At 71.1% G+C, this 16,990-nt stretch carries 16 protein-coding genes; 6 read left to right on the top strand and 10 right to left on the bottom strand.

The window, feature by feature from the left end; all coding sequences use genetic code 11:
* The first annotated feature begins 236 nt into the window (after positions 1–236).
* The 5 genes from ACFYZZ_RS05945 (at position 237) to ACFYZZ_RS05925 (ending at position 4,497) form a co-directional block, all read left to right on the top strand.
* Complete coding sequence (locus ACFYZZ_RS05945; protein ID WP_389172156.1) at positions 237–785, top strand: sigma-70 family RNA polymerase sigma factor; 549 nt, start codon at positions 237–239, stop codon at positions 783–785.
* Between the two features lie 151 nt (positions 786–936).
* Positions 937–1,452, top strand: a complete 516-nt coding sequence (locus ACFYZZ_RS05940) for a hypothetical protein (protein WP_389172154.1) — start codon at positions 937–939, stop codon at positions 1,450–1,452.
* Positions 1,453–1,603: 151 nt separating this feature from the next.
* The gene (locus ACFYZZ_RS05935) at positions 1,604–2,257 is read left to right on the top strand and encodes a zf-HC2 domain-containing protein (RefSeq protein ID WP_389172152.1); all 654 of its coding nucleotides are present in this window, start codon (positions 1,604–1,606) and stop codon (positions 2,255–2,257) included.
* 144 nt (positions 2,258–2,401) lie between these two features.
* Positions 2,402–2,791, top strand: coding sequence for a hypothetical protein (locus tag ACFYZZ_RS05930; RefSeq protein ID WP_389172151.1), 390 nt, complete (start codon positions 2,402–2,404; stop codon positions 2,789–2,791).
* A 2-nt stretch (positions 2,792–2,793) separates the two neighbouring features.
* Complete coding sequence (locus tag ACFYZZ_RS05925; protein WP_389172150.1) at positions 2,794–4,497, top strand: caspase domain-containing protein; 1,704 nt, start codon at positions 2,794–2,796, stop codon at positions 4,495–4,497.
* 9 nt (positions 4,498–4,506) lie between these two features.
* Here the strand turns inward: ACFYZZ_RS05925 and ACFYZZ_RS05920 are convergent, their stop codons facing one another.
* On the bottom strand, positions 4,507–5,370 hold the full coding sequence (locus ACFYZZ_RS05920; RefSeq protein WP_389172148.1) for an Fpg/Nei family DNA glycosylase: 864 nt from the start codon (positions 5,368–5,370) through the stop codon (positions 4,507–4,509).
* Between the two features lie 31 nt (positions 5,371–5,401).
* Entirely contained in the window at positions 5,402–7,492 is a 2,091-nt protein-coding gene (locus ACFYZZ_RS05915; protein ID WP_389172146.1) for a SpoIIE family protein phosphatase, read from the bottom strand.
* A gap of 151 nt (positions 7,493–7,643) precedes the next feature.
* Between ACFYZZ_RS05915 and ACFYZZ_RS05910 the strand changes: the two genes are divergently transcribed.
* Entirely contained in the window at positions 7,644–9,065 is a 1,422-nt protein-coding gene (locus ACFYZZ_RS05910) for a lipase maturation factor family protein (RefSeq protein ID WP_389172144.1), read from the top strand.
* Here the strand turns inward: ACFYZZ_RS05910 and ACFYZZ_RS05905 are convergent.
* The 8 genes from ACFYZZ_RS05905 to ACFYZZ_RS05870 are packed head-to-tail and all read right to left on the bottom strand — an operon-like array spanning position 9,053 to position 16,911.
* Entirely contained in the window at positions 9,053–9,892 is an 840-nt protein-coding gene (locus ACFYZZ_RS05905) for an amidohydrolase family protein (RefSeq protein WP_389172142.1), read from the bottom strand. The two genes, ACFYZZ_RS05910 and ACFYZZ_RS05905, sit on opposite strands and share 13 nt — an antisense overlap.
* The gene (locus ACFYZZ_RS05900) at positions 9,889–10,239 is read right to left on the bottom strand and encodes an L-rhamnose mutarotase (RefSeq protein WP_389172140.1); all 351 of its coding nucleotides are present in this window, start codon (positions 10,237–10,239) and stop codon (positions 9,889–9,891) included. The genes ACFYZZ_RS05905 and ACFYZZ_RS05900 overlap by 4 nt, the downstream gene beginning before the upstream one ends.
* Entirely contained in the window at positions 10,236–11,204 is a 969-nt protein-coding gene (locus ACFYZZ_RS05895) for an aldo/keto reductase (protein ID WP_389172138.1), read from the bottom strand. The genes ACFYZZ_RS05900 and ACFYZZ_RS05895 overlap by 4 nt, the downstream gene beginning before the upstream one ends.
* Entirely contained in the window at positions 11,201–11,956 is a 756-nt protein-coding gene (locus tag ACFYZZ_RS05890; RefSeq protein ID WP_389172136.1) for an SDR family NAD(P)-dependent oxidoreductase, read from the bottom strand. The genes ACFYZZ_RS05895 and ACFYZZ_RS05890 overlap by 4 nt, the downstream gene beginning before the upstream one ends.
* Entirely contained in the window at positions 11,953–13,293 is a 1,341-nt protein-coding gene (locus ACFYZZ_RS05885; RefSeq protein WP_389172134.1) for an L-fuconate dehydratase, read from the bottom strand. Before ACFYZZ_RS05885 ends, ACFYZZ_RS05890 begins: the two co-directional genes overlap by 4 nt.
* A gap of 36 nt (positions 13,294–13,329) precedes the next feature.
* Positions 13,330–14,355, bottom strand: coding sequence for an ABC transporter permease (locus ACFYZZ_RS05880; protein ID WP_389172132.1), 1,026 nt, complete (start codon positions 14,353–14,355; stop codon positions 13,330–13,332).
* Positions 14,348–15,841, bottom strand: a complete 1,494-nt coding sequence (locus ACFYZZ_RS05875) for a sugar ABC transporter ATP-binding protein (RefSeq protein ID WP_389172130.1) — start codon at positions 15,839–15,841, stop codon at positions 14,348–14,350. Before ACFYZZ_RS05875 ends, ACFYZZ_RS05880 begins: the two co-directional genes overlap by 8 nt.
* On the bottom strand, positions 15,838–16,911 hold the full coding sequence (locus ACFYZZ_RS05870; RefSeq protein WP_389172128.1) for a sugar ABC transporter substrate-binding protein: 1,074 nt from the start codon (positions 16,909–16,911) through the stop codon (positions 15,838–15,840). Before ACFYZZ_RS05870 ends, ACFYZZ_RS05875 begins: the two co-directional genes overlap by 4 nt.
* Between the last annotated feature and the right edge of the window lie 79 nt (positions 16,912–16,990).

Raw genomic sequence — 16,990 nt, 5'->3', positions numbered from 1 at the left:
CCGGGATCGTCGTATCTGCAGACGTCGTATTTACAGACAAGGCTTTTACGGGCATATGGGTATGAATCCAACCCTTCACGCAAACAGTCCGGGCGCCTGAATTAGCCCATCCGGAGCCGCCCCGCGCGCTCACGGAGCACCCCTCGCCCTACCGTTCGCCGACACGATCGACCGTCCGTCGCAGAGCCGTGTACGCCTCCTGTCCCCCCGGCGGCGCCCTGCGCTGCCATACGGCCATGACGGCCGTAACCTCACTCACCCACGGGACGACGACCGCCGAGCACGAGCTGGCCGCACTCCAGCGCGAGCACGGCGGCCCCCTGTTCGCGCTGCTGCTCAGGCTGAGCGACGGGGACCGGCAGCGCGCCGAGGACCTCGTACAGGAGACCCTGCTGCGCGCCTGGCAGCACCCCGAGGCCCTGCACGCCGAGGACTTCGACTCGGTACGCCCCTGGCTGCTGACCGTCGCCCGGCGCCTCGCGATCGACGCGCGACGGGCCCGGCAGGCGCGGCCACCCGAGGTCGGCGACGAGGTGCCCGAGAACGCGCGGGTGACCGCCGACCACGCCGAGCGGGCCGCCGCGATGCTCGACGTCCGGGAGGCTGTGAAGACACTCACGCCGGAGCACCGTGACGTCCTGATACTCGTGTACTTCCGCGGGGCCAGTGTGGCGGAAGCCGCGCAAACCCTTGGGATTCCACCCGGTACCGTGAAGTCTCGCGCGTACTACGCGCTGCGCGCCCTGCGCCGGGTCCTACCGGGTTATGCGGTCGACCTGCGGTGAAACCGAAGACTGGGTCAAACCTCGGTAAAGCGCCTTGCTGAGACCCCCGTTCGGGCCATCAGCTGTCCTCATCCGGGTTCCGGACGGGGACCGCCCGCACCGGGTCCAGGGTCTCGGGCGACACGCACGCACCGGAGGAAGGCAGGAAGGGATGCTGCACAGAGGGCACGAGAGCACGGACGGCACCGGCGGCGGCGAACTGACGGTTCCCATGGCCTGGTTGTACGCCGAGTACATCGCCGACGAGCTGCTGCGCACCGGCGACCTGATGCCGCCGACGTCCTTCGAGTTCCGGGCCGGGCGGGACGCGCTGGCGCTGACCGTCTTCCTCTCCGACACCGACGGCGAGCTGTCCGGAATCCGGGTGATCTCGCAGCTGGAGAACTGGCTGTCGCTGACGGCGTACGACCAGCCGTGGCAGGAGTGGGTGCGCGAGCGGATGGCCCAGCTGGCCGGCGAGGAGGCCTCGGCCGCCGCGCCGTCGCCGGACCTGGCGCTGGCGGCCGAGGCCTGGCGCTGGCTGGAGGAGACCGAGCTGCTGGCGCCCGACCTGGACGCGGTGCCGGGCGGCGGTGCGGTGTTCGGCGAGGACGACGGGCCGAAGGTGTGGACCCCGGCCTGGCGGCTCGGACTGCCCCTCGGACACCTGGCGATCCATCTCTTCTGAGTCGTCTCGAATTCAGACCAATCCGCGGGCCGGGCGGCTCCGAATCTCTTGGTCACGATTCGGTGTGTGCCTTGAGTGATTCGGTTGTCCGCTGCGTACGGATGGGAGCAAGGAGTAACCCCACCCACACCCATAGGCACGAGGATTCGGCATGAGGTCCCTGGAAAGGCATCGCGACGTCGGCGCGTACGCGCTCGGCGTGCTGGACGAGGCGGAGGCCTTCCGCTTCGAGGACCACCTCATGGAGTGCCCTCAGTGCGCGGCACAGGTGACCGAATTCGGTCCCACGGCACGGCAGTTGATGCTGTACCGCCGCTCCACGCCGCGCTTCGTGCACCCCATGGCCCAGCCCGGTCCCCGACTGCTCGACCGGCTGATGGGCGAACTGGCACACCGGCACCGGGCACGGCGCCGCCACTTCCTGTACGGCCTGGCCGCCTCCGTGGTGCTGGCCGTGGCCGGACCGGGCCTCATGGTCTACGCCGGACACGAGGAGCCCGCGGCCCGGGTCACCGCTGCGACCGACCCGAAGACGGGTGTGTGGGCGCAGGTCACCACCGAGGACGGATACTCCGGCAGCCGGATGCGGCTGGAGGTGAAGGACGGCTCCGGGCCGCACTCCTGCCAGCTGGTCGTCATCGGAAAAGACGGCTCGGAGCAGGTCGTCAGCGGCTGGAAGGTGGACGCCCACGACACCGGGACGACCACGACCGCGGCGGGCTCCGCCATGCATCCCGCCGAGATCGCCCGCTACGAGGTGCGCACCGCGGACGGACAGCCGCTGGTGTCGCTCGACGCCGACTGAGCGCCTCGTTGAAGCGTCAATCACGTTGCGCGGCAACGGATTTGCCGCCTCACGGGCAGGGGCGGAGACTGAAAACGAAGACGTGGAGCCACCGACGGTCCGCTCTGCGCCGCCCCTAGGAGTTCGGACGAAGGGGCTGAGCCGGTGGAGAACCAAGTGCTGATCCGCCTCTGCGACGAGGGGGCGGAACCCGAGCGTGTGGAGCAGTTGACCGGCTATCTGCGTCAGGAACTGCTCTCGGCCGGCGTGGCGGACGATGTCCGTGCGGTCCCTGTGGAGGAGACGCCACCCGGCGCACGATGCGTGGACGTCGCCCTGGTCGGCTCCCTGCTGCTGGGCCTGGGCACATCCCTCACCGGGCTGAGCCAGGTGGTGGGTGTGCTCCGTGACTGGCTGGGCCGGTTCGGGGGTACCCGCCCGTCGCTGACCCTGACGCTGGACGGGGACACCCTGGAGCTCTCGGCGGCGACGGACGAGCAGGTGGCCGAAGCGGTGAAGATCTTCCTTGCGAAGCACTCCGCAGTGGGGACCTAGACATGGGCGAGTCCCGGCATGCGCTGATCATCGCCAACGACACCTACGAGGATCAGGGCCTCAAGCAGCTGAGAGCGCCTGGGCACGACGCCGAAGCCCTCTGCGAAGTCCTCGGCGATCCGCAGATCGGCGACTTCGATGTGGAAGTCGTCAGGAACGCGTCCGCCCAGGACATGCGGACGAGCATCGAAGCCTTCTTCTCCGACCGCCGCCGTGACGACAAGCTGGTGCTGCACTTCTCCTGCCACGGGATCAAGAACGAGTCCGGCGACCTGTACTTCGCCGCCCGCGACACCCAGCCCAGGCTGCTCAACGCCACGGCGGTACCCGCTCAGTTCGTCTACGGGTGCATGTCCGGTACCCGGGCGGGCTGCACCGCACTGTTCCTCGACTGCTGCTACGGAGGAGCCTTCTCCCGCGGGGCGTCCGTGCGCGCCTCCCGGGACATGCACGTCCTCGACGCCTTCACGGGCGAGAAGCCGAGCGGAGGGCGCGGCTGGGCCGTCATCACGGCGTCGAACTCCATGGAGTACGCCTTCGAGGACGCCAAGCTCACCGAGGGCAGCACCGCGAAACCGTCCGTGTTCACCCACGCGGTGGTGGAGGGCCTGGAAACCGGTGACGCCGACCTCAAAGGACGCGGCGAGGTCCTGCTGGACGACCTGTACGAGTATGTCTTCGACCACGTGAAGGAGCGGAACCCCAATCAGACCCCGAGCAAGACCGCCCAGATGCAGGGCAGCATGCAGCTGGCCCACAGCCGCCACCGCCGTATCCGGATCGAGGCCGAACCCCTGCCACGTCGTGTGCAGGAGGCCCTTCGGAGCAGAAACGAATTCACTCGCCTCGGTGCCGTCGACGAGGTGAGATCGCGGATGGAGAGCCCGAACCTCTCCCTGGCCGAAGGGGCACGCCAGGCTCTGGAGGCCGTGGCCCGCGACGACACCCAGCAGGTGGCGGACAAGGCGCGGCGCGCCTTGAGCGATGCCTGCCTCAAACCCTCCCCGGCCCGCCTGGACTTCGGCCGGGTGCACCGGGGCACCGCCGTGCCGCGGCAGTCCGTGTCCCTGCACGGCACACCCCTGGCCCGCCACTGCGTGGCCCACGCCACGGGCAAGTGGCTGCAGGTCGAGGAGTCCGCCGAAGGCCTGGCCGTCGGTGTCGACACGTCCACCGAAGGGCGTCTGACCGGCGACATCGCGCTGAAAGGGGTCGCCGACGACGCCGTGGTCCATGTCGAGGTCGAGGTGGTGCCGCCACCGCCCGACACGAAGCCCACGGGCAGCGAGGGGAAGGAGCCGGGCCTCACACACCGGCCCGAGTCCAGACTCCTGCTCGCCCCCGCGTTGGCGGCGGCAGCCCTGGCCCTCGCCGTCACCTCGGTGATCACTTGGGTCGTGGCAATCGTGGCGGTGGTGTACGCCGAGGAAGGCCTCAGGGTGGGACCGGAAGAGACATTCGCGGCGTCCGCCCGCCACCACGGAGTGATCCCAGCCCTCATCACCGCCCTGATCACCGCGACGGCGGCGCTCGTCCTCGGTGCGTTCGCCCGGCGCGATCTCAGCGCGCGGCGCAAGCGCTACACCCCGGGGGCGAAGAGTGCCACGCGTTCCATGACCTTGGCGGCGAAGCGCTGCGCGATGCCGGTCTTCGTCCTGACCGTGCTCATGAGCATCGCCTACACCATCGTGACCCGATTCCTGTGAACGCGCCGGCTACTTCAGCAGCCGCGACATCCTCCGGTCCGCCAGCGGCTTGCCCCCCGTCTGGCAGGTCGGGCAGTACTGGAGCGAGGAGTCGCTGAAGGAGACCTCTCGGATGGTGTCGCCGCAGACCGGGCAGGGCTCGCCGGTGCGGCCGTGCACGCGCAGGCCGGTCTTCTTCTCCGCCTTCAGGCGTCCCGCGGCAAGGCCCCGGGAGCGTTCGACCGCCTCGGTGAGGGTGGTGCGCAGCGCCGCGTAGAGCCGCTCGGTCTCCTCCGTGGTCAGGGACGCGGCGAGTTTGAACGGGGACATCTTCGCCGCGTGGAGGATCTCGTCGCTGTAGGCGTTGCCCACCCCGGCGATCAGGCTCTGGTCGCGCAGGGCGCCCTTGATCTGGCGCCGTTCGTCCTTCAGCAGGGCGGCGAAGCGGTCCTCGTCGAAGTCGGCGGCGAGCGGGTCCGGGCCGAGGCGGGCCACGCCGGGCACCTCCCGCGGGTCACGGACGATGTACACGGCGAGCTTCTTCTGGGTGCCGGCCTCGGTGAGGTCGAATCCTGCGCCGGTCTCCAGGGCTGCGCGCAGGGCGAGCGGGCCCTTTCCGGGGCGCGGCGGGCCGTCCGGAAGCCGGTCCTTCCACTGCAGCCAGCCCGCGCGGGCCAGATGGGTGACGAAGTGCAGGCCGGTGCCGCCCTCGATGTCGAGGAACTTCCCGTGCCGGTGCACGGCGGTGACCTCGCTGCCCTCGAACGCGCCGACCGGAGGGTCGTACGTCTTCAGGACGCTGATCGCGACGGGCAGCACCCGTACGACCTCGTGGCCGACCAGGTTCTCGGTGAGGAAGTCCTTGAGGGCTTCCACCTCGGGGAGTTCCGGCATACGTCCAGAGTGCCATCCGGGGTTCCTGTGGTCAGGTGTGCTCGTGCACCAGGAACTCGCACCACACGCACTTGCCGCCGCCGCGCGCCTCCACGCCCCACACGTCGGCGAGCCGGTCGACGAGGAGCAGTCCGCGCCCGGAGACCCCGTCCTCCCCGGCGTCGCGGCGGCGCGGCAGGGCGCTGGAGGAGTCCTCGACCTCGACGCGCAGCCGGCGCCCGCTGCCTTCGAGGGCCCGCAGGGTGACGATCGCCGAGCCCTCGGTGTGCATCAGGACGTTGGTGATGAGTTCGTCGGCGACCAGCTCGATCTCGTCGGCCCGGTCCCGGGCGCCCCAGGAGCGGACGGCGGCGCAGATCATGTGCCGGGCCTGGATGAGGGCCTCGGGGTCGCCGGGTGCCACGTGCTGCTGGAGCCGGCCGCCGGGCCGCCGGGCCTCCGGGACGCGGCGGCGCAGCAGGAGCAGGGCCACGTCGTCGTCGCCACCCCGCTCCTCGGCCACCTCGATCAGCCGGGTGGCGAGGTCGCGCACCTCGTCCGGGCCCTTGCTGATGAGGTGTGTGAGGGCCTCCAGCCCGTCGTCGAGGTCGGAGCCGGGCTGCTCGACCAGCCCGTCGGTGCACAGCAGCAGGGTGTGGCCGGGGTCGAGTTCGAGGGTGGAGACGGGGTACTCGAGCCGGCCGAACTCGGCGGAGAGCCCGAGCGGCAGCCCGCCCTCGACCGGGATCCGGTGGCAGCTGCCGTCGGCGTGCCGGACCAGCGGGTCGATGTGCCCGGCGCGGACCACCTGGACGACCCCGGTGGACAGGTCCGCTTCCGCGTACAGGCAGGTGGCGAAGCGGTCGGTGTCGAGTTCGTGCAGGAACACGGAGGCGCGGGCCATCACGGTGGCCGGGGTGTGTCCCTCGGCCGCGTAGGCGCGCAGCACGATCCGCAGCTGGCCCATCACGGCCGCCGCGTGCGTGTCGTGGCCCTGTACGTCGCCGATGACCGCGCCGACCCGGCCGCCGGGCAGCGGTATCAGGTCGTACCAGTCGCCGCCGATGTCCCGGCCGAGGGTGCCCCCGGCGGTGGCGGCGCGGTAGCGGACGGCGACGTCGGCGCCGCGCACGCTCGGGATGGTGCGGGGCAGCATCGCCTGCTGGAGGCCCTGGGCGAGGTCCTTCTCCTGCTCGTAGAGCATGGCCCGCTGCAGGCTCTGCGCGATGCTGCTGCCGAGGGCGACGAGGACGTTGCGCTCCTCGGGCGAGAAGCCGCTGCGGTCGTTGTAGAGCAGGCCCATCGCGCCGATCGGGCGGGCCTGGGCGATCAGCGGCAGATAGGCGGCGGAGGTGATGTGCATGTCCGTGATGTGCGGCCACAGGATGGGAAAGCGCTCGGAGAACTCCTCCGCCGACTCGATGAAGCACGGGCTGAGGGTCCGCACCGCCTCGCCCATCGGGTAGGGCTCGTCGATCCGGGTGATCCGGGTGCCGGGCACGTAGGTGCCCGCGGGGCCCTCGGCGACCAGCCGGATGCGGCCGGCCTCGACCAGGCCGAGGACCAGGCTGGTGGAGCCGAGCAGGGTCAGGCCCTGGGCGTCCGTGACGACGTCGATGACGTCCTGGACCGTGCGGGCGTGGGCGAGGGCGGCCGTGGCGATCTGGACAACGTTTGTCTGGTCGCGCCGGGCGGCGGCGGCCTGCGCGGACACGCCCTTGCGGACCACGCGTTCGCTCAGCTCGTCGGTGGCGTCCCGGACGATCCCGATGATCCGGCGCGGGCGGCCCGTCTCGTCGCGCCGTATGTAGCCCTGGGTGTGGGTCCAGCGCAGGGTGCCGTCGCGGCGCCGGACTCGGAAGTACGCGCCGTAGTTCTCCCGGCCGTCCTTGATGGCCTGGGCCACCAGGAGGTCGAGGCGGTGGCTCTCCGCGGCGGGCACCCGTACGGACAGGGTCTCCGGGTGACCGTCGTACTCGTCGGGGCGCAGGTCGAAGATCTCGTGCGCCTGGGCGTCCATGCTGAACAGACCGGTGTCCAGATCCCAGTCGAAGCTGCCCATCCGGTTGAGCGCCAGGATCGGATCCGGGTGGGCGGGCCCGTCCTGCGGGAGTGACAGGGCACTCGCTGCCCGATCAGCCATGGGGCCACCTTGCCAGGGTTTGTCCGATTCTTCGACCGCTGGGTCCCAGCTGCGGCGGTTACGCACACGAAGAGGCGCGGTACGTGGAGTGACGAGCACCGTTGGGACACCATCGACGCGGCGGCCACAATGGAGGCAGGAGCGCACGGACGTGGACTGGTTCACCACCCCCGACTACTGGCTGAGCCGGCTGGTCTTCCAGCGGGCCCTGGCCGGTCTGTACCTCGTCGCGTTCCTGGTGGCCGCCCTGCAGTTCCGGGCCCTGCTGGGCGAGCGCGGCATGCTGCCGATCCCCCGCTACACGGCGCGGATCCGCTTCAGACGCGCCCCGAGCGTGTTCCATCTGCACTACTCGGACCGCTTCTTCGCGGCCTGCGCCTGGGCGGGCTGCGCGGTGTCGGCGGCCCTGCTGGCCGGCGCGGACTCGCTGCTGCCGCTGTGGAGCGGCATCCTGCTGTGGCTGGTGCCGTGGGCGCTGTACCTGTCGATCGTCAACGTGGGCCAGACCTGGTACGCGTTCGGCTGGGAGTCGCTGCTGCTGGAGGTCGGCTTCCTGGCCGCCTTCCTGGGCAACGACGAGGTCGCGCCGCCGATCGTCGTCCTGTTCCTGCTGCGCTGGATCCTGTTCCGGGTCGAGTTCGGCGCCGGGCTGATCAAGCTCCGGGGCGACGCGTGCTGGCGGAAGCTGACGTGCCTGTACTACCACCACGAGACGCAGCCGATGCCGGGCCCGCTGAGCTGGTTCTTCCACCACCTGCCGAAGCCGCTGCACCGGGTGGAGGTCGCCGCGAACCACTTCACCCAGCTGGTCGTGCCCGTGCTGCTGTTCACCCCCCAGCCGATCGCCACGGCCGCCGCCGCGCTGATGATCGTCACCCAGCTGTGGCTGGTGCTGTCGGGCAACTTCTCCTGGCTGAACTGGATCACCATCGTCGTGGCCCTGTCCGCGCTGCGGCTGCCCGCCACGGCACCGTCCGTGCCCGCGGCACCGCTCTGGTACGAGATCGTGGTGCTCGCGGTCGCCGCGCTGCTGGTCTACCTGAGCTACCACCCGGTGACGAACATGATCTCCCGGCGCCAGGTCATGAACCGCTCCTTCGACCCGCTTCACCTGGTGAACACCTACGGCGCGTTCGGCAGCGTCAGCCGGATCCGTCACGAGGTGGTGGTCGAGGGCACGCTGGACGACATGCCGCGGGAGGACTCGGAGTGGCGGGAGTACGAGTTCAAGGGGAAGCCCGGCGATCCCCGGCACTGGCCACGCCAGTTCGCGCCCTACCATCTGCGCCTGGACTGGCTGATGTGGTTCGCCGCGCTGTCCCCCGCGTACGCCGGCGAATGGTTCGGCGGCCTGGTGGAGCGGCTGCTGGAGAACGACCGCGACACCCTGAAGCTGCTGCGCCGCTCCCCCTTCCCGCCGGACACCCCGCCCCGCTTCATCCGCGCCCGCCTCTTCCGGTACCGCTACACCACCTGGCAGGAGCTGCGGGAGACGGGAGCGTGCTGGGAGCGGGTGTACGTGCGGGACTGGCTGCCGCCCACGCGGCTGGCCCGGATGGCTCAGAGGTCGTAGACCCGGCCGGCGGTGCCCTCGCACAGGGCGGTGCGCTCGGCCGCACTGAGACCTGACGTCAACTCACCTGCCGTGTCGATGACTTGCGCGTAGGTGGCCGCGAGGGTGCACACCGGCCAGTCGGAGCCGAACATGAGGCGGTCGGGGCCGAAGGCCTCCAGGGCCGTCTCCGTGTACGGGCGCAGGTCCTCGGTCGTCCAGGAGGCGGGGTCGGCCTCCGTGACCAGGCCGGAGAGTTTGGCGACGGTGTTGGGGAGGGCGGCCAGGGCGCGCAGGGCCGTGGCCCAGGGTTCGTGTTCGCCCGAGGCGATGGGCGGCTTGCCCAAGTGGTCGAGGACGAAAGTGAGTTGGGGCAGGTCTGCGGCCGCCTTGGTGCAGGCCGGGAGCTGATGGGGCAGGACCACGAGGTCGTAGACCAGGCCCGCTTCGGCCACGGCGGCCAGGCCGCGCCGTACGTCGGCCCGCAGCAGCCACTGCGGGTCGGGCTCGCCCTGGACCTGGTGGCGGATGCCCTTCAGATACGGGCCGCCGGGGAGTTCGCGCAGGCGGGCCAGTTCGTCGGCGAGGTCGGGGCGGGTGAGGTCACTCCAGCCGACCACGCCCGCGACGAGGTCGTGTCCGGCCGCCATGGCCAGGAACTCGGGGGTCTCTTCGGGGACGGTGACCGTCTGGACGAGGACGGTGCGGTCCACTCCGGCCGCGCGTGCCTCGGGTTCCAGGTCGGCGAGGGTGAAGTTCTTTCTCAGCGGCTCAAGTTCGGGGCCCTGGATCCAGTCCTGATCGCGGACCGACAGGTCCCAGACGTGGTGGTGGGCGTCGACGGTCACGGCAGCTCCCAGACGACGGGCAGCCCGGCGTCCGCGCCGCCCTGCGAGTAGTCGTGTACGACGTCGAGCAGCTCGGCCGTCCGGGCCTGCCAGGCGACGTTGACCGGCAGCTCTTCGAGCGCGGCGAGGAGGCGGCCGTAGTCCTCGCACTCCAGGAGGTGGAACAGGTCCATGCCTCCCCCACGCTCGGCTTCGCTCGCGCGGGGGGACCCCCACCGCCAGATGGTCCAGGACGTGGCTCCGGCGGCGCGGATGGCGTCGGTGAGTTCCTTCGGGACCTCGCGGTGAGCCGCCTCGTAGTCGGCGATGCGGTGGGCGCGGACCTTGGTGTGCAGGGCGACTCTCATGACGGCTCCTCGGACGGCAGCAGACCGGTGTCGTGCAGTTCCTGCCAGAAGGCGGGCGGCACGGGAGTGGCGAACTGCTCGGCGCAGTCGTGCAGTTCGGCTGCGGAGCGGGCTCCGGCCAGGACGCTCGCGACGGTCGGGTGCGCGGCGCAGAAGGCCAGGGCGGCGGCCCGCAGCGTGATGCCGTGCCGGGCGGCGGCCGCCTTCAGGCGCAGGGCGCGGTCCAGCAACTCCTGCGGGGCACGGGTGTAGTTGTACGTCGACTCAGGGGTCGGGTCCGCCAGCAGGCCCGAGTTGAAGGCGCCGCCGATGACGACCGACACCCCCCGCGACGCGGCCTCGGGCAGCAGCTCGGCCGCCGCGCTCTGGTCGAGCAGGGTGTACCGGCCCGCGCAGAGCACCACGTCCACGTCCGTGTCGCGGACAAAACGGGTAAGCATCTCCGCCTGGTTCATGCCCGCGCCGATCGCGCCCACGACGCCCTCCGAGCGGAGCTTCTCCAGGGCGGGATAGCCCTCGCGGAAGGCCTGCTCGGCGTGGTCGTCGGGGTCGTGGAGGTAGACGACGTCGACCCGGTCGAGGCCGAGCCGGTCCAGGCTCGCCTCCAGGGTGCGGCGGATGCCGTCGGCGCCGAAGTCCCAGACGCGCCGGTGGTCGGCGGGGACGGCGAAGCCGTTCGCCAGGTCGTCTCCGGCGCCGTCGGCGGGTTCCAGGCGGCGGCCGACCTTCGTGGAGACCGTGTACGCGGCGCGGTCGTACGCCCGCAGGGCCGCGCCCAGGCGCCGTTCGGACCGGCCGAGGCCGTAGTGGGGCGCGGTGTCGAAGTAGCGGATGCCCCGCTCCCAGGCGGCGCGCACGGCCTCGTACGCCTGCTCGTCGTCCATGGGGGTGTACAGGTTGCCGATCCCGGCGGCGCCGAAGCCCAGCGGACTGACCTGGACCCCGCTGCGGCCCAGGCGGTTCACCGGCCCGCCGGGCGCAGCCTGAGGCCCTGCATACCGCCGTCGACGGCGAGGGCGGTGCCGGTGGTGGCGCCGGAGAGGGGGCTGGCCAAGTAGGCGATGGCGCCCGCGACCTCGGCCGCCGAGACGAGCCGGCCGGTGGGCTGGCGGGCCTCCAGGACGGCGCGCTCGGCGGCGGGGTCGGGGGCCGCGTCCAGCAGTCGGCCGACCCACGGGGTGTCCGCCGTACCGGGGTTGACGCAGTTGACGCGGATGCCCTCGCGGACGTGGTCGGCGGCCATGGCCAGGGTCAGGGAGTACACCGCGCCCTTGGTGGCGCTGTAGAGGGCGCGCTGCGGCAGGCCCGCGGTGGCGGCGATGGAGCAGGTGTTGACGATCGCGGCGTGCCGGGAGCGGCGCAGATGCGGGAGGGCGGCGCGGGCGGCGCGGACCATACCGAGGACGTTGACGTCGAAGACGCGTCGCCACTCCTCGTCGTCGTTGTCCTCGACGGTACCCTGCGCGCCGATGCCGGCGTTGCTGACCAGGACGTCGAGACCACCGAGGGCCTCGGCGGCCTGCTCGACGGCGGTACGCACCGAGGTGTCGTCGCCGACGTCCGCCCGGTAGGCGAGCAGAGGCTTGTCCACCGAGGACGGGTCCAGGTCGAGCACGGCGACCCGGGCGCCGCGTTCGGCGAGGAGGTCGGCCGTGGCCCGGCCGATCCCGGAGGCACCCCCGGTGACCAGGGCCCTGAGGCCCGCGAAGTCGCTCATGCCGCCTGTCCCTTCTGTGTGTCGGGGTCGGCGGCCCAGAAGGTGCCGCCGGGGTAGGTGTACCGCGCGATGGACTCGGGGCGCATGGCCGCAGAGAAGCCGGGCGTGGTGGGGGCCGTGTAGTGGCCGTCGCGGATCACCACGGGGGTGAGAAAGTGCTCGTGGAGGTGGTCGACGTACTCGATGACCCGGTCCTCGGTGGTGCCGGAGAGCGCAAGGAAGTCGAACATCGACAGGTGCTGGACGAGTTCGCACAGGCCGACCCCGCCGGCGTGCGGGCAGACGGGGACGCCGAACTTGGCGGCGAGCAGCAGGATGGCGAGGTTCTCGTTGACCCCGCCGACGCGGGCCGCGTCGATCTGCACGATGTCGAGGGCGCCGGCCTGCAGCATCTGCTTGAACACGATGCGGTTGTGGACGTGCTCGCCGGTGGCGACCCTGACAGGTGTCACCGCACGGCGGATGGCCGCATGGCCGAGGACGTCGTCGGGGCTGGTGGGCTCCTCGATCCAGTACGGGTCGAACTCGGCGAGCGCCTTGGTCCAGGCGATCGCCTCGTCCACGTTCCAGCGCTGGTTGGCGTCGACGGCGAGGCGGACGTCCGGTCCGACGACGGCGCGGGCGACCCGGCAGCGCCGTACGTCGTCCGCCAGGTCGGCGCCCACCTTGAGCTTGATCTGCCGGAAGCCGTCGGCGACGGCCTGGGCGGCGAGCCGGGTGAGTTTGTCGTCGTCGTAGCCGAGCCAGCCGGGCGAGGTCGTGTAGGCGGGGAAGCCGCGCTCCAGCAGCCGGGCCCGGCGGTCCTGGGCACCCTGGCTGCCGCGCCCGAGCAGGTCGAGGGCCTCCTCGGGGGTGAGGGCGTCGGTGATGTAGCGGAAGTCGATCTGGCTGACCAGCCACTGCGGTGCGGCGTCGGCGAGCAGCTGCCACAGCGGCTTGCCGGCCCGGCGGGCGGCGAGGTCCCAGACGGCGTTGACGACAGCCCCGATCGCCATGTGCATCACGCCCTTCTCGGGGCCGAGCCAGCGCAGCTGGCTGTCGGCGATCAGGTCCCGGAAGAGCGAGCCGGGGTCGGCACAGACCTCCTCGACCGGGCGGCCGAGCACATGGCCCCGCAGCGCGTCGATCGCGGCGACCTGGACGTCGTTGCCCCGCCCGATGGTGAAGGTGAACCCGTGCCCCTCGTGCCCGTCGGCGGCGTCCGTGCGCAGGACGACATAGGCCGCCGAGTAGTCGGGGTCCGGGTTCATCGCGTCGGAGCCGTCCAGCTCGCGCGAGGTGGGGAACCGGATGTCGTGGGTGTCGACCGCGGTGATGCGGGCGGGGGCCTCGGACACTGAAGTCCTTTCGGTCAGGGGGCAGTTGGGGCGGAGTCAGTCCTGGGACCGGCCCGTCGTCACGCGGGCGATCATGAGGGCGACGAGGATGATCCCGCCGTAGATGGCCTGGATCCAGAACGACGGCACCTGCGCGAGGGTCAGCAGGTTCTGTACGACGCCCAGCAGGAGGACGCCGGTGAGGGCGCCGACCATGGTGCCCTTGCCGCCGTCCAGGCTGATGCCGCCGATCACGGCCGCCGCGAACACGGTGAAGATCATGTTGTTGCCCTGGTTGGCGCTGATCGCGCCGACGTACCCGGTCTGCAGGAGGCCGCCGACGGAGGCGAGCACACCGGCGACGACGAACACCCCGAGCATCACGCGCTCGACCCGGATACCGGCCGCGCGGGCCGCGTCCGCGTTGCCGCCGATGGCGTACAGGGCGCGGCCGACGCGGTGGTAGCGCAGGAGGAGCCCGGTGACCGCGAAAGAGAGCGCCGCCAGCCACACGGACATCGGGACGCGCAGGAAGGTCGTGGTGGCGAGGGTGAAGAACGCGTCGGGCATCCCGAACAGCGTCTTGCCCTTGGTGGCGCCGACCAGCAGCCCGCGCAGGATGATCAGCATCGCCAGGGTGACGATGAAGGCGTTGAGCCGGAACTTCACCACGAGGATGCCGTTGAGGGCGCCGATCGCCGCGCCGACGACGAGGATCGTGACGAGGGCGAACGCGGTGGGCCACTCGGTGCCCCAGCCGGACTGGGCCGAGGGCAGGGCGAGCAGGGCGCCCACGGCGGGGGCGATGCCGACCACCGATTCGAGCGACAGGTCGAACTTGCCGGTGATCAGGACGAGCGACTCGGCGAGCACCACCATGGCGAGGGCCGCGGAGGCGCCGAGGATCGAGATGATGTTGCGCTCGGTGAGGAAGGAGTCGTTGACGAACGCGCCCAGCACCATCAGCAGCAACAGGGCGGGAACCAGGGCGAGTTCGCGGGCGCGGCGGAGCAAAACGGCCTTGGCCGAGCGGGGGCCCTGGACCTTGACGGGCATGAGCGGCGGGGCCTTGGTGTCAGCCATGGTCCACTCCTTCGATGGAGGCGATCAGCTCGTGGTCGTGCCAGCCCGCCGGGTGCTCGGCGACGATCCGGCCGTGGAAGAGGACGAGGACCCGGTCGCAGCGCCGCAGGTCATCGAGTTCGTCGGAGACGACGAGCACGGCGGTGCCGTCCTCGCGGGCGCTGTCCATCCGGGCCAGCAGGGACTCCTTGGACTTCACGTCGACACCCGCGGTGGGGTTGATCAGGACGAGCAGCCGCGGTTCGGACGCCAGGGCGCGGGCCATGACGACCTTCTGCGCGTTGCCGCCGGAGAGGTCGGAGACGGGCTGGTCGGGGCCCTCGGCGTGGATGTCGAGGCGTTCGATGAGGTCGGTGGCGACACCGCGTCTGCGCCGGGTGCCGACGAAGCCGTACCGGCCCAGGCGGCCGAGGACGCTCAGGGTGGCGTTGTCGCCGATGCTCATCCCGGTCACGAGTCCCTGTTCGTGCCGGTCCCGGGGTACGCAACCGACACCAGCCGCGAGCGCGGCCTGGACGTCGCCGAACGGGAGCCGTCCGCCGTCGAGCCGGGCCGTGCCGCCGGTCGGGGTGTGCAGTCCGGCGAGGGACTCGGCCAGCTCGATCTTCCCGCTGCCGCTGGAGCCGGCGAGTCCGACGACCTCGCCGTGGCGGACGGTGAGGTCGATGTCCCGGTACGACTCCGCCGACAGTCCGTGCGCTTCCAGGGCGACCGGCGCGTCGTCGGCCGCCGTGTCCCGCACGGTCGCCGCCCGCTCGACAACGGTCTCCCCGGCCATGGCCTCCACCAGGGCCGCGCGCGGCAGTTCGGCGACCGGGGCGGTGGTGATCCAGCGGGCGTCGCGCAGGACGGTCACCGTCTGGCAGACCTCGTACACCTCCTGGAGGTGGTGCGAGATGAACAGGAAGGTGACCCCGGAGTCCTGCAGCGAGCGCATCCGGCTGAACAACCGCTCGATCTCCCGGTTGTCGAGCTGGGCGGTCGGCTCGTCCAGCACGATGAACCGCGCGCCGAAGCTCAACGCCCGGGCGATCTCCACCATTTGACGGTCCTCGACCCTGAGGTCGGCGGTGCGGGCTTCGGGGTCGACGTGCACGTCCCAGGTGGCGAGCAGGTCGGCGGCCGCACGCCTGAGCCGACGCCAGCTGATGAAGCCCCGCTGCAGCGGCTGCCTGTTGATGAACAGGTTCTCGGCGACCGTCAACTCCGGTACGACCGTGGGCTTCTGGTACACGCAGGCGACCTTGCGGCGCCAGGCGTCCCGGTCGGCGAGCGCGGGTGTCGGCTCGCCGTCGAAGCGTACGGTGCCCTCGTCCGGGGCCTGGAGTCCGGTGAGGACGTTGACGAGCGTGGACTTGCCCGCGCCGTTGCGGCCGACCAGTGCGTGGGACTCGCCGGGGTGGACGGTGAGCCGGCCGTCGGCGAGGGCGACCGTGGGGCCGTACCGCTTGACGATGCCCTCGGCTTCAACGAGAGGTGTGCTCATTTGACCGTGTTGCCCCAGAGCTTGGGGTCGTCGACGTTCTCCTTGGTGACCAGCGGCGCGGGCAGCTGGTCCTCCAGGATGCCGCTGGGCAGCTTCACGATGGTCGAGCCGTGGTCGGTGGGACCGGGCTCGAACGTCTTCCCCGCCATCGCCGCCTTGATGTAGTACATGCCGTACTGGGCGTAGGCGTCGGCCGGCTGGGAGACGGTGGCGTCGATCCGGCCCGTGCGGATGGCGTCGAACTCCTGCGGGATGCCGTCGTTGGAGACGATGACGATGTGGCCCTTCCGGCCCGCCGTCTTCAGCATGTTCTTCGACTTCAGCGTCTGCAGGGTCGGCGCGAGGTACACACCGCCGGCTTGCAGGTAGATGCCCTTGATGTCGGGGTTGGCGCCCAGCAGCGTGTCCAGCTTGGCGGCCGCGGTGTCGGACTCCCACTTGGCGGGGATCTCCAGCACCTTGAGCTTCGGGTACTTCTTCTTCACGCAGGCCCGGAAGGCCTCGGAGCGGTCGCGGCCGTTGACCGAGGCGAGGTCGCCCATGATCTGCACGACCTTGCCGCTGGTGACGTGCTGTCCGAGGTAGTCGCAGGCCTTCTCGCCGTAGGCGACGTTGTCGGCGCGCACCACCATGGCGACCTTGCCCTTGTCGGGCGCGACGTCCACGGCCACGACCGGCACGCCCTTGCGCTCGGCCTGGTCGAGTCCGGCCTGGATGGCGGCGCTGTCCAGGGGCGCGACGACGAGTCCCTTCACGCCCTGGTTCAGTTCGTTGTTGATGTCGGTGATCTGCTGCGAGGGATCGCTGTTGGAGTTGACCGTCTTCAGCGCGTCGACACCCTCGGACTTGGCCATCTTGGGCACGTAGTCGTTGTACGACTGCCAGAACGGCGAGGTCAGCAGGGGCAGGATCACGCCGACCCGGCCGGAGCTGCCTCCGCCTCCCGCGCCGGCCGCGCCCGTGTCCTTGGTGCTGCCGCACGCGGTGAGCAGCAGCGAGGCGCAGGCGGCCAGGGCCGCCACGCCGGTGATCCGTGACCTGTTCTGCTTCCTCGCTGTGCTGACGGGCATCTCGCGGCTCCTCGTCGAGGGTGTTCGAGCAGATGCCTGGATACTTATCAGACCACTCGGGCGCCGGAACACCCTAGGG

Origin of the sequence: Streptomyces sp. NPDC001816, from assembly GCF_042892235.1 — a bacterium.
Lineage (GTDB): Bacteria > Actinomycetota > Actinomycetes > Streptomycetales > Streptomycetaceae > Streptomyces.
The sequence above is the reverse complement of the archived record's forward strand: the minus strand, read 5'-3'. Positions and strand labels throughout refer to the sequence as shown.

What these genes read in the sequence shown, in the direction of transcription:
- ACFYZZ_RS05940 (WP_389172154.1), top strand. Translation starts at nt 937, where the DNA reads ATGCTGCACAGAGGGCACGAGAGCACGGACGGCACCGGCGGCGGCGAA.
- ACFYZZ_RS05920 (WP_389172148.1), bottom strand. Translation starts at nt 5,370, where the DNA reads ATGCCGGAACTCCCCGAGGTGGAAGCCCTCAAGGACTTCCTCACCGAG.
- ACFYZZ_RS05945 (WP_389172156.1), top strand. Translation starts at nt 237, where the DNA reads ATGACGGCCGTAACCTCACTCACCCACGGGACGACGACCGCCGAGCAC.
- ACFYZZ_RS05900 (WP_389172140.1), bottom strand. Translation starts at nt 10,239, where the DNA reads ATGAGAGTCGCCCTGCACACCAAGGTCCGCGCCCACCGCATCGCCGAC.
- ACFYZZ_RS05870 (WP_389172128.1), bottom strand. Translation starts at nt 16,911, where the DNA reads ATGCCCGTCAGCACAGCGAGGAAGCAGAACAGGTCACGGATCACCGGC.
- ACFYZZ_RS05915 (WP_389172146.1), bottom strand. Translation starts at nt 7,492, where the DNA reads ATGGCTGATCGGGCAGCGAGTGCCCTGTCACTCCCGCAGGACGGGCCC.
- ACFYZZ_RS05880 (WP_389172132.1), bottom strand. Translation starts at nt 14,355, where the DNA reads ATGGCTGACACCAAGGCCCCGCCGCTCATGCCCGTCAAGGTCCAGGGC.
- ACFYZZ_RS05875 (WP_389172130.1), bottom strand. Translation starts at nt 15,841, where the DNA reads ATGAGCACACCTCTCGTTGAAGCCGAGGGCATCGTCAAGCGGTACGGC.
- ACFYZZ_RS05925 (WP_389172150.1), top strand. Translation starts at nt 2,794, where the DNA reads ATGGGCGAGTCCCGGCATGCGCTGATCATCGCCAACGACACCTACGAG.
- ACFYZZ_RS05935 (WP_389172152.1), top strand. Translation starts at nt 1,604, where the DNA reads ATGAGGTCCCTGGAAAGGCATCGCGACGTCGGCGCGTACGCGCTCGGC.
- ACFYZZ_RS05890 (WP_389172136.1), bottom strand. Translation starts at nt 11,956, where the DNA reads ATGAGCGACTTCGCGGGCCTCAGGGCCCTGGTCACCGGGGGTGCCTCC.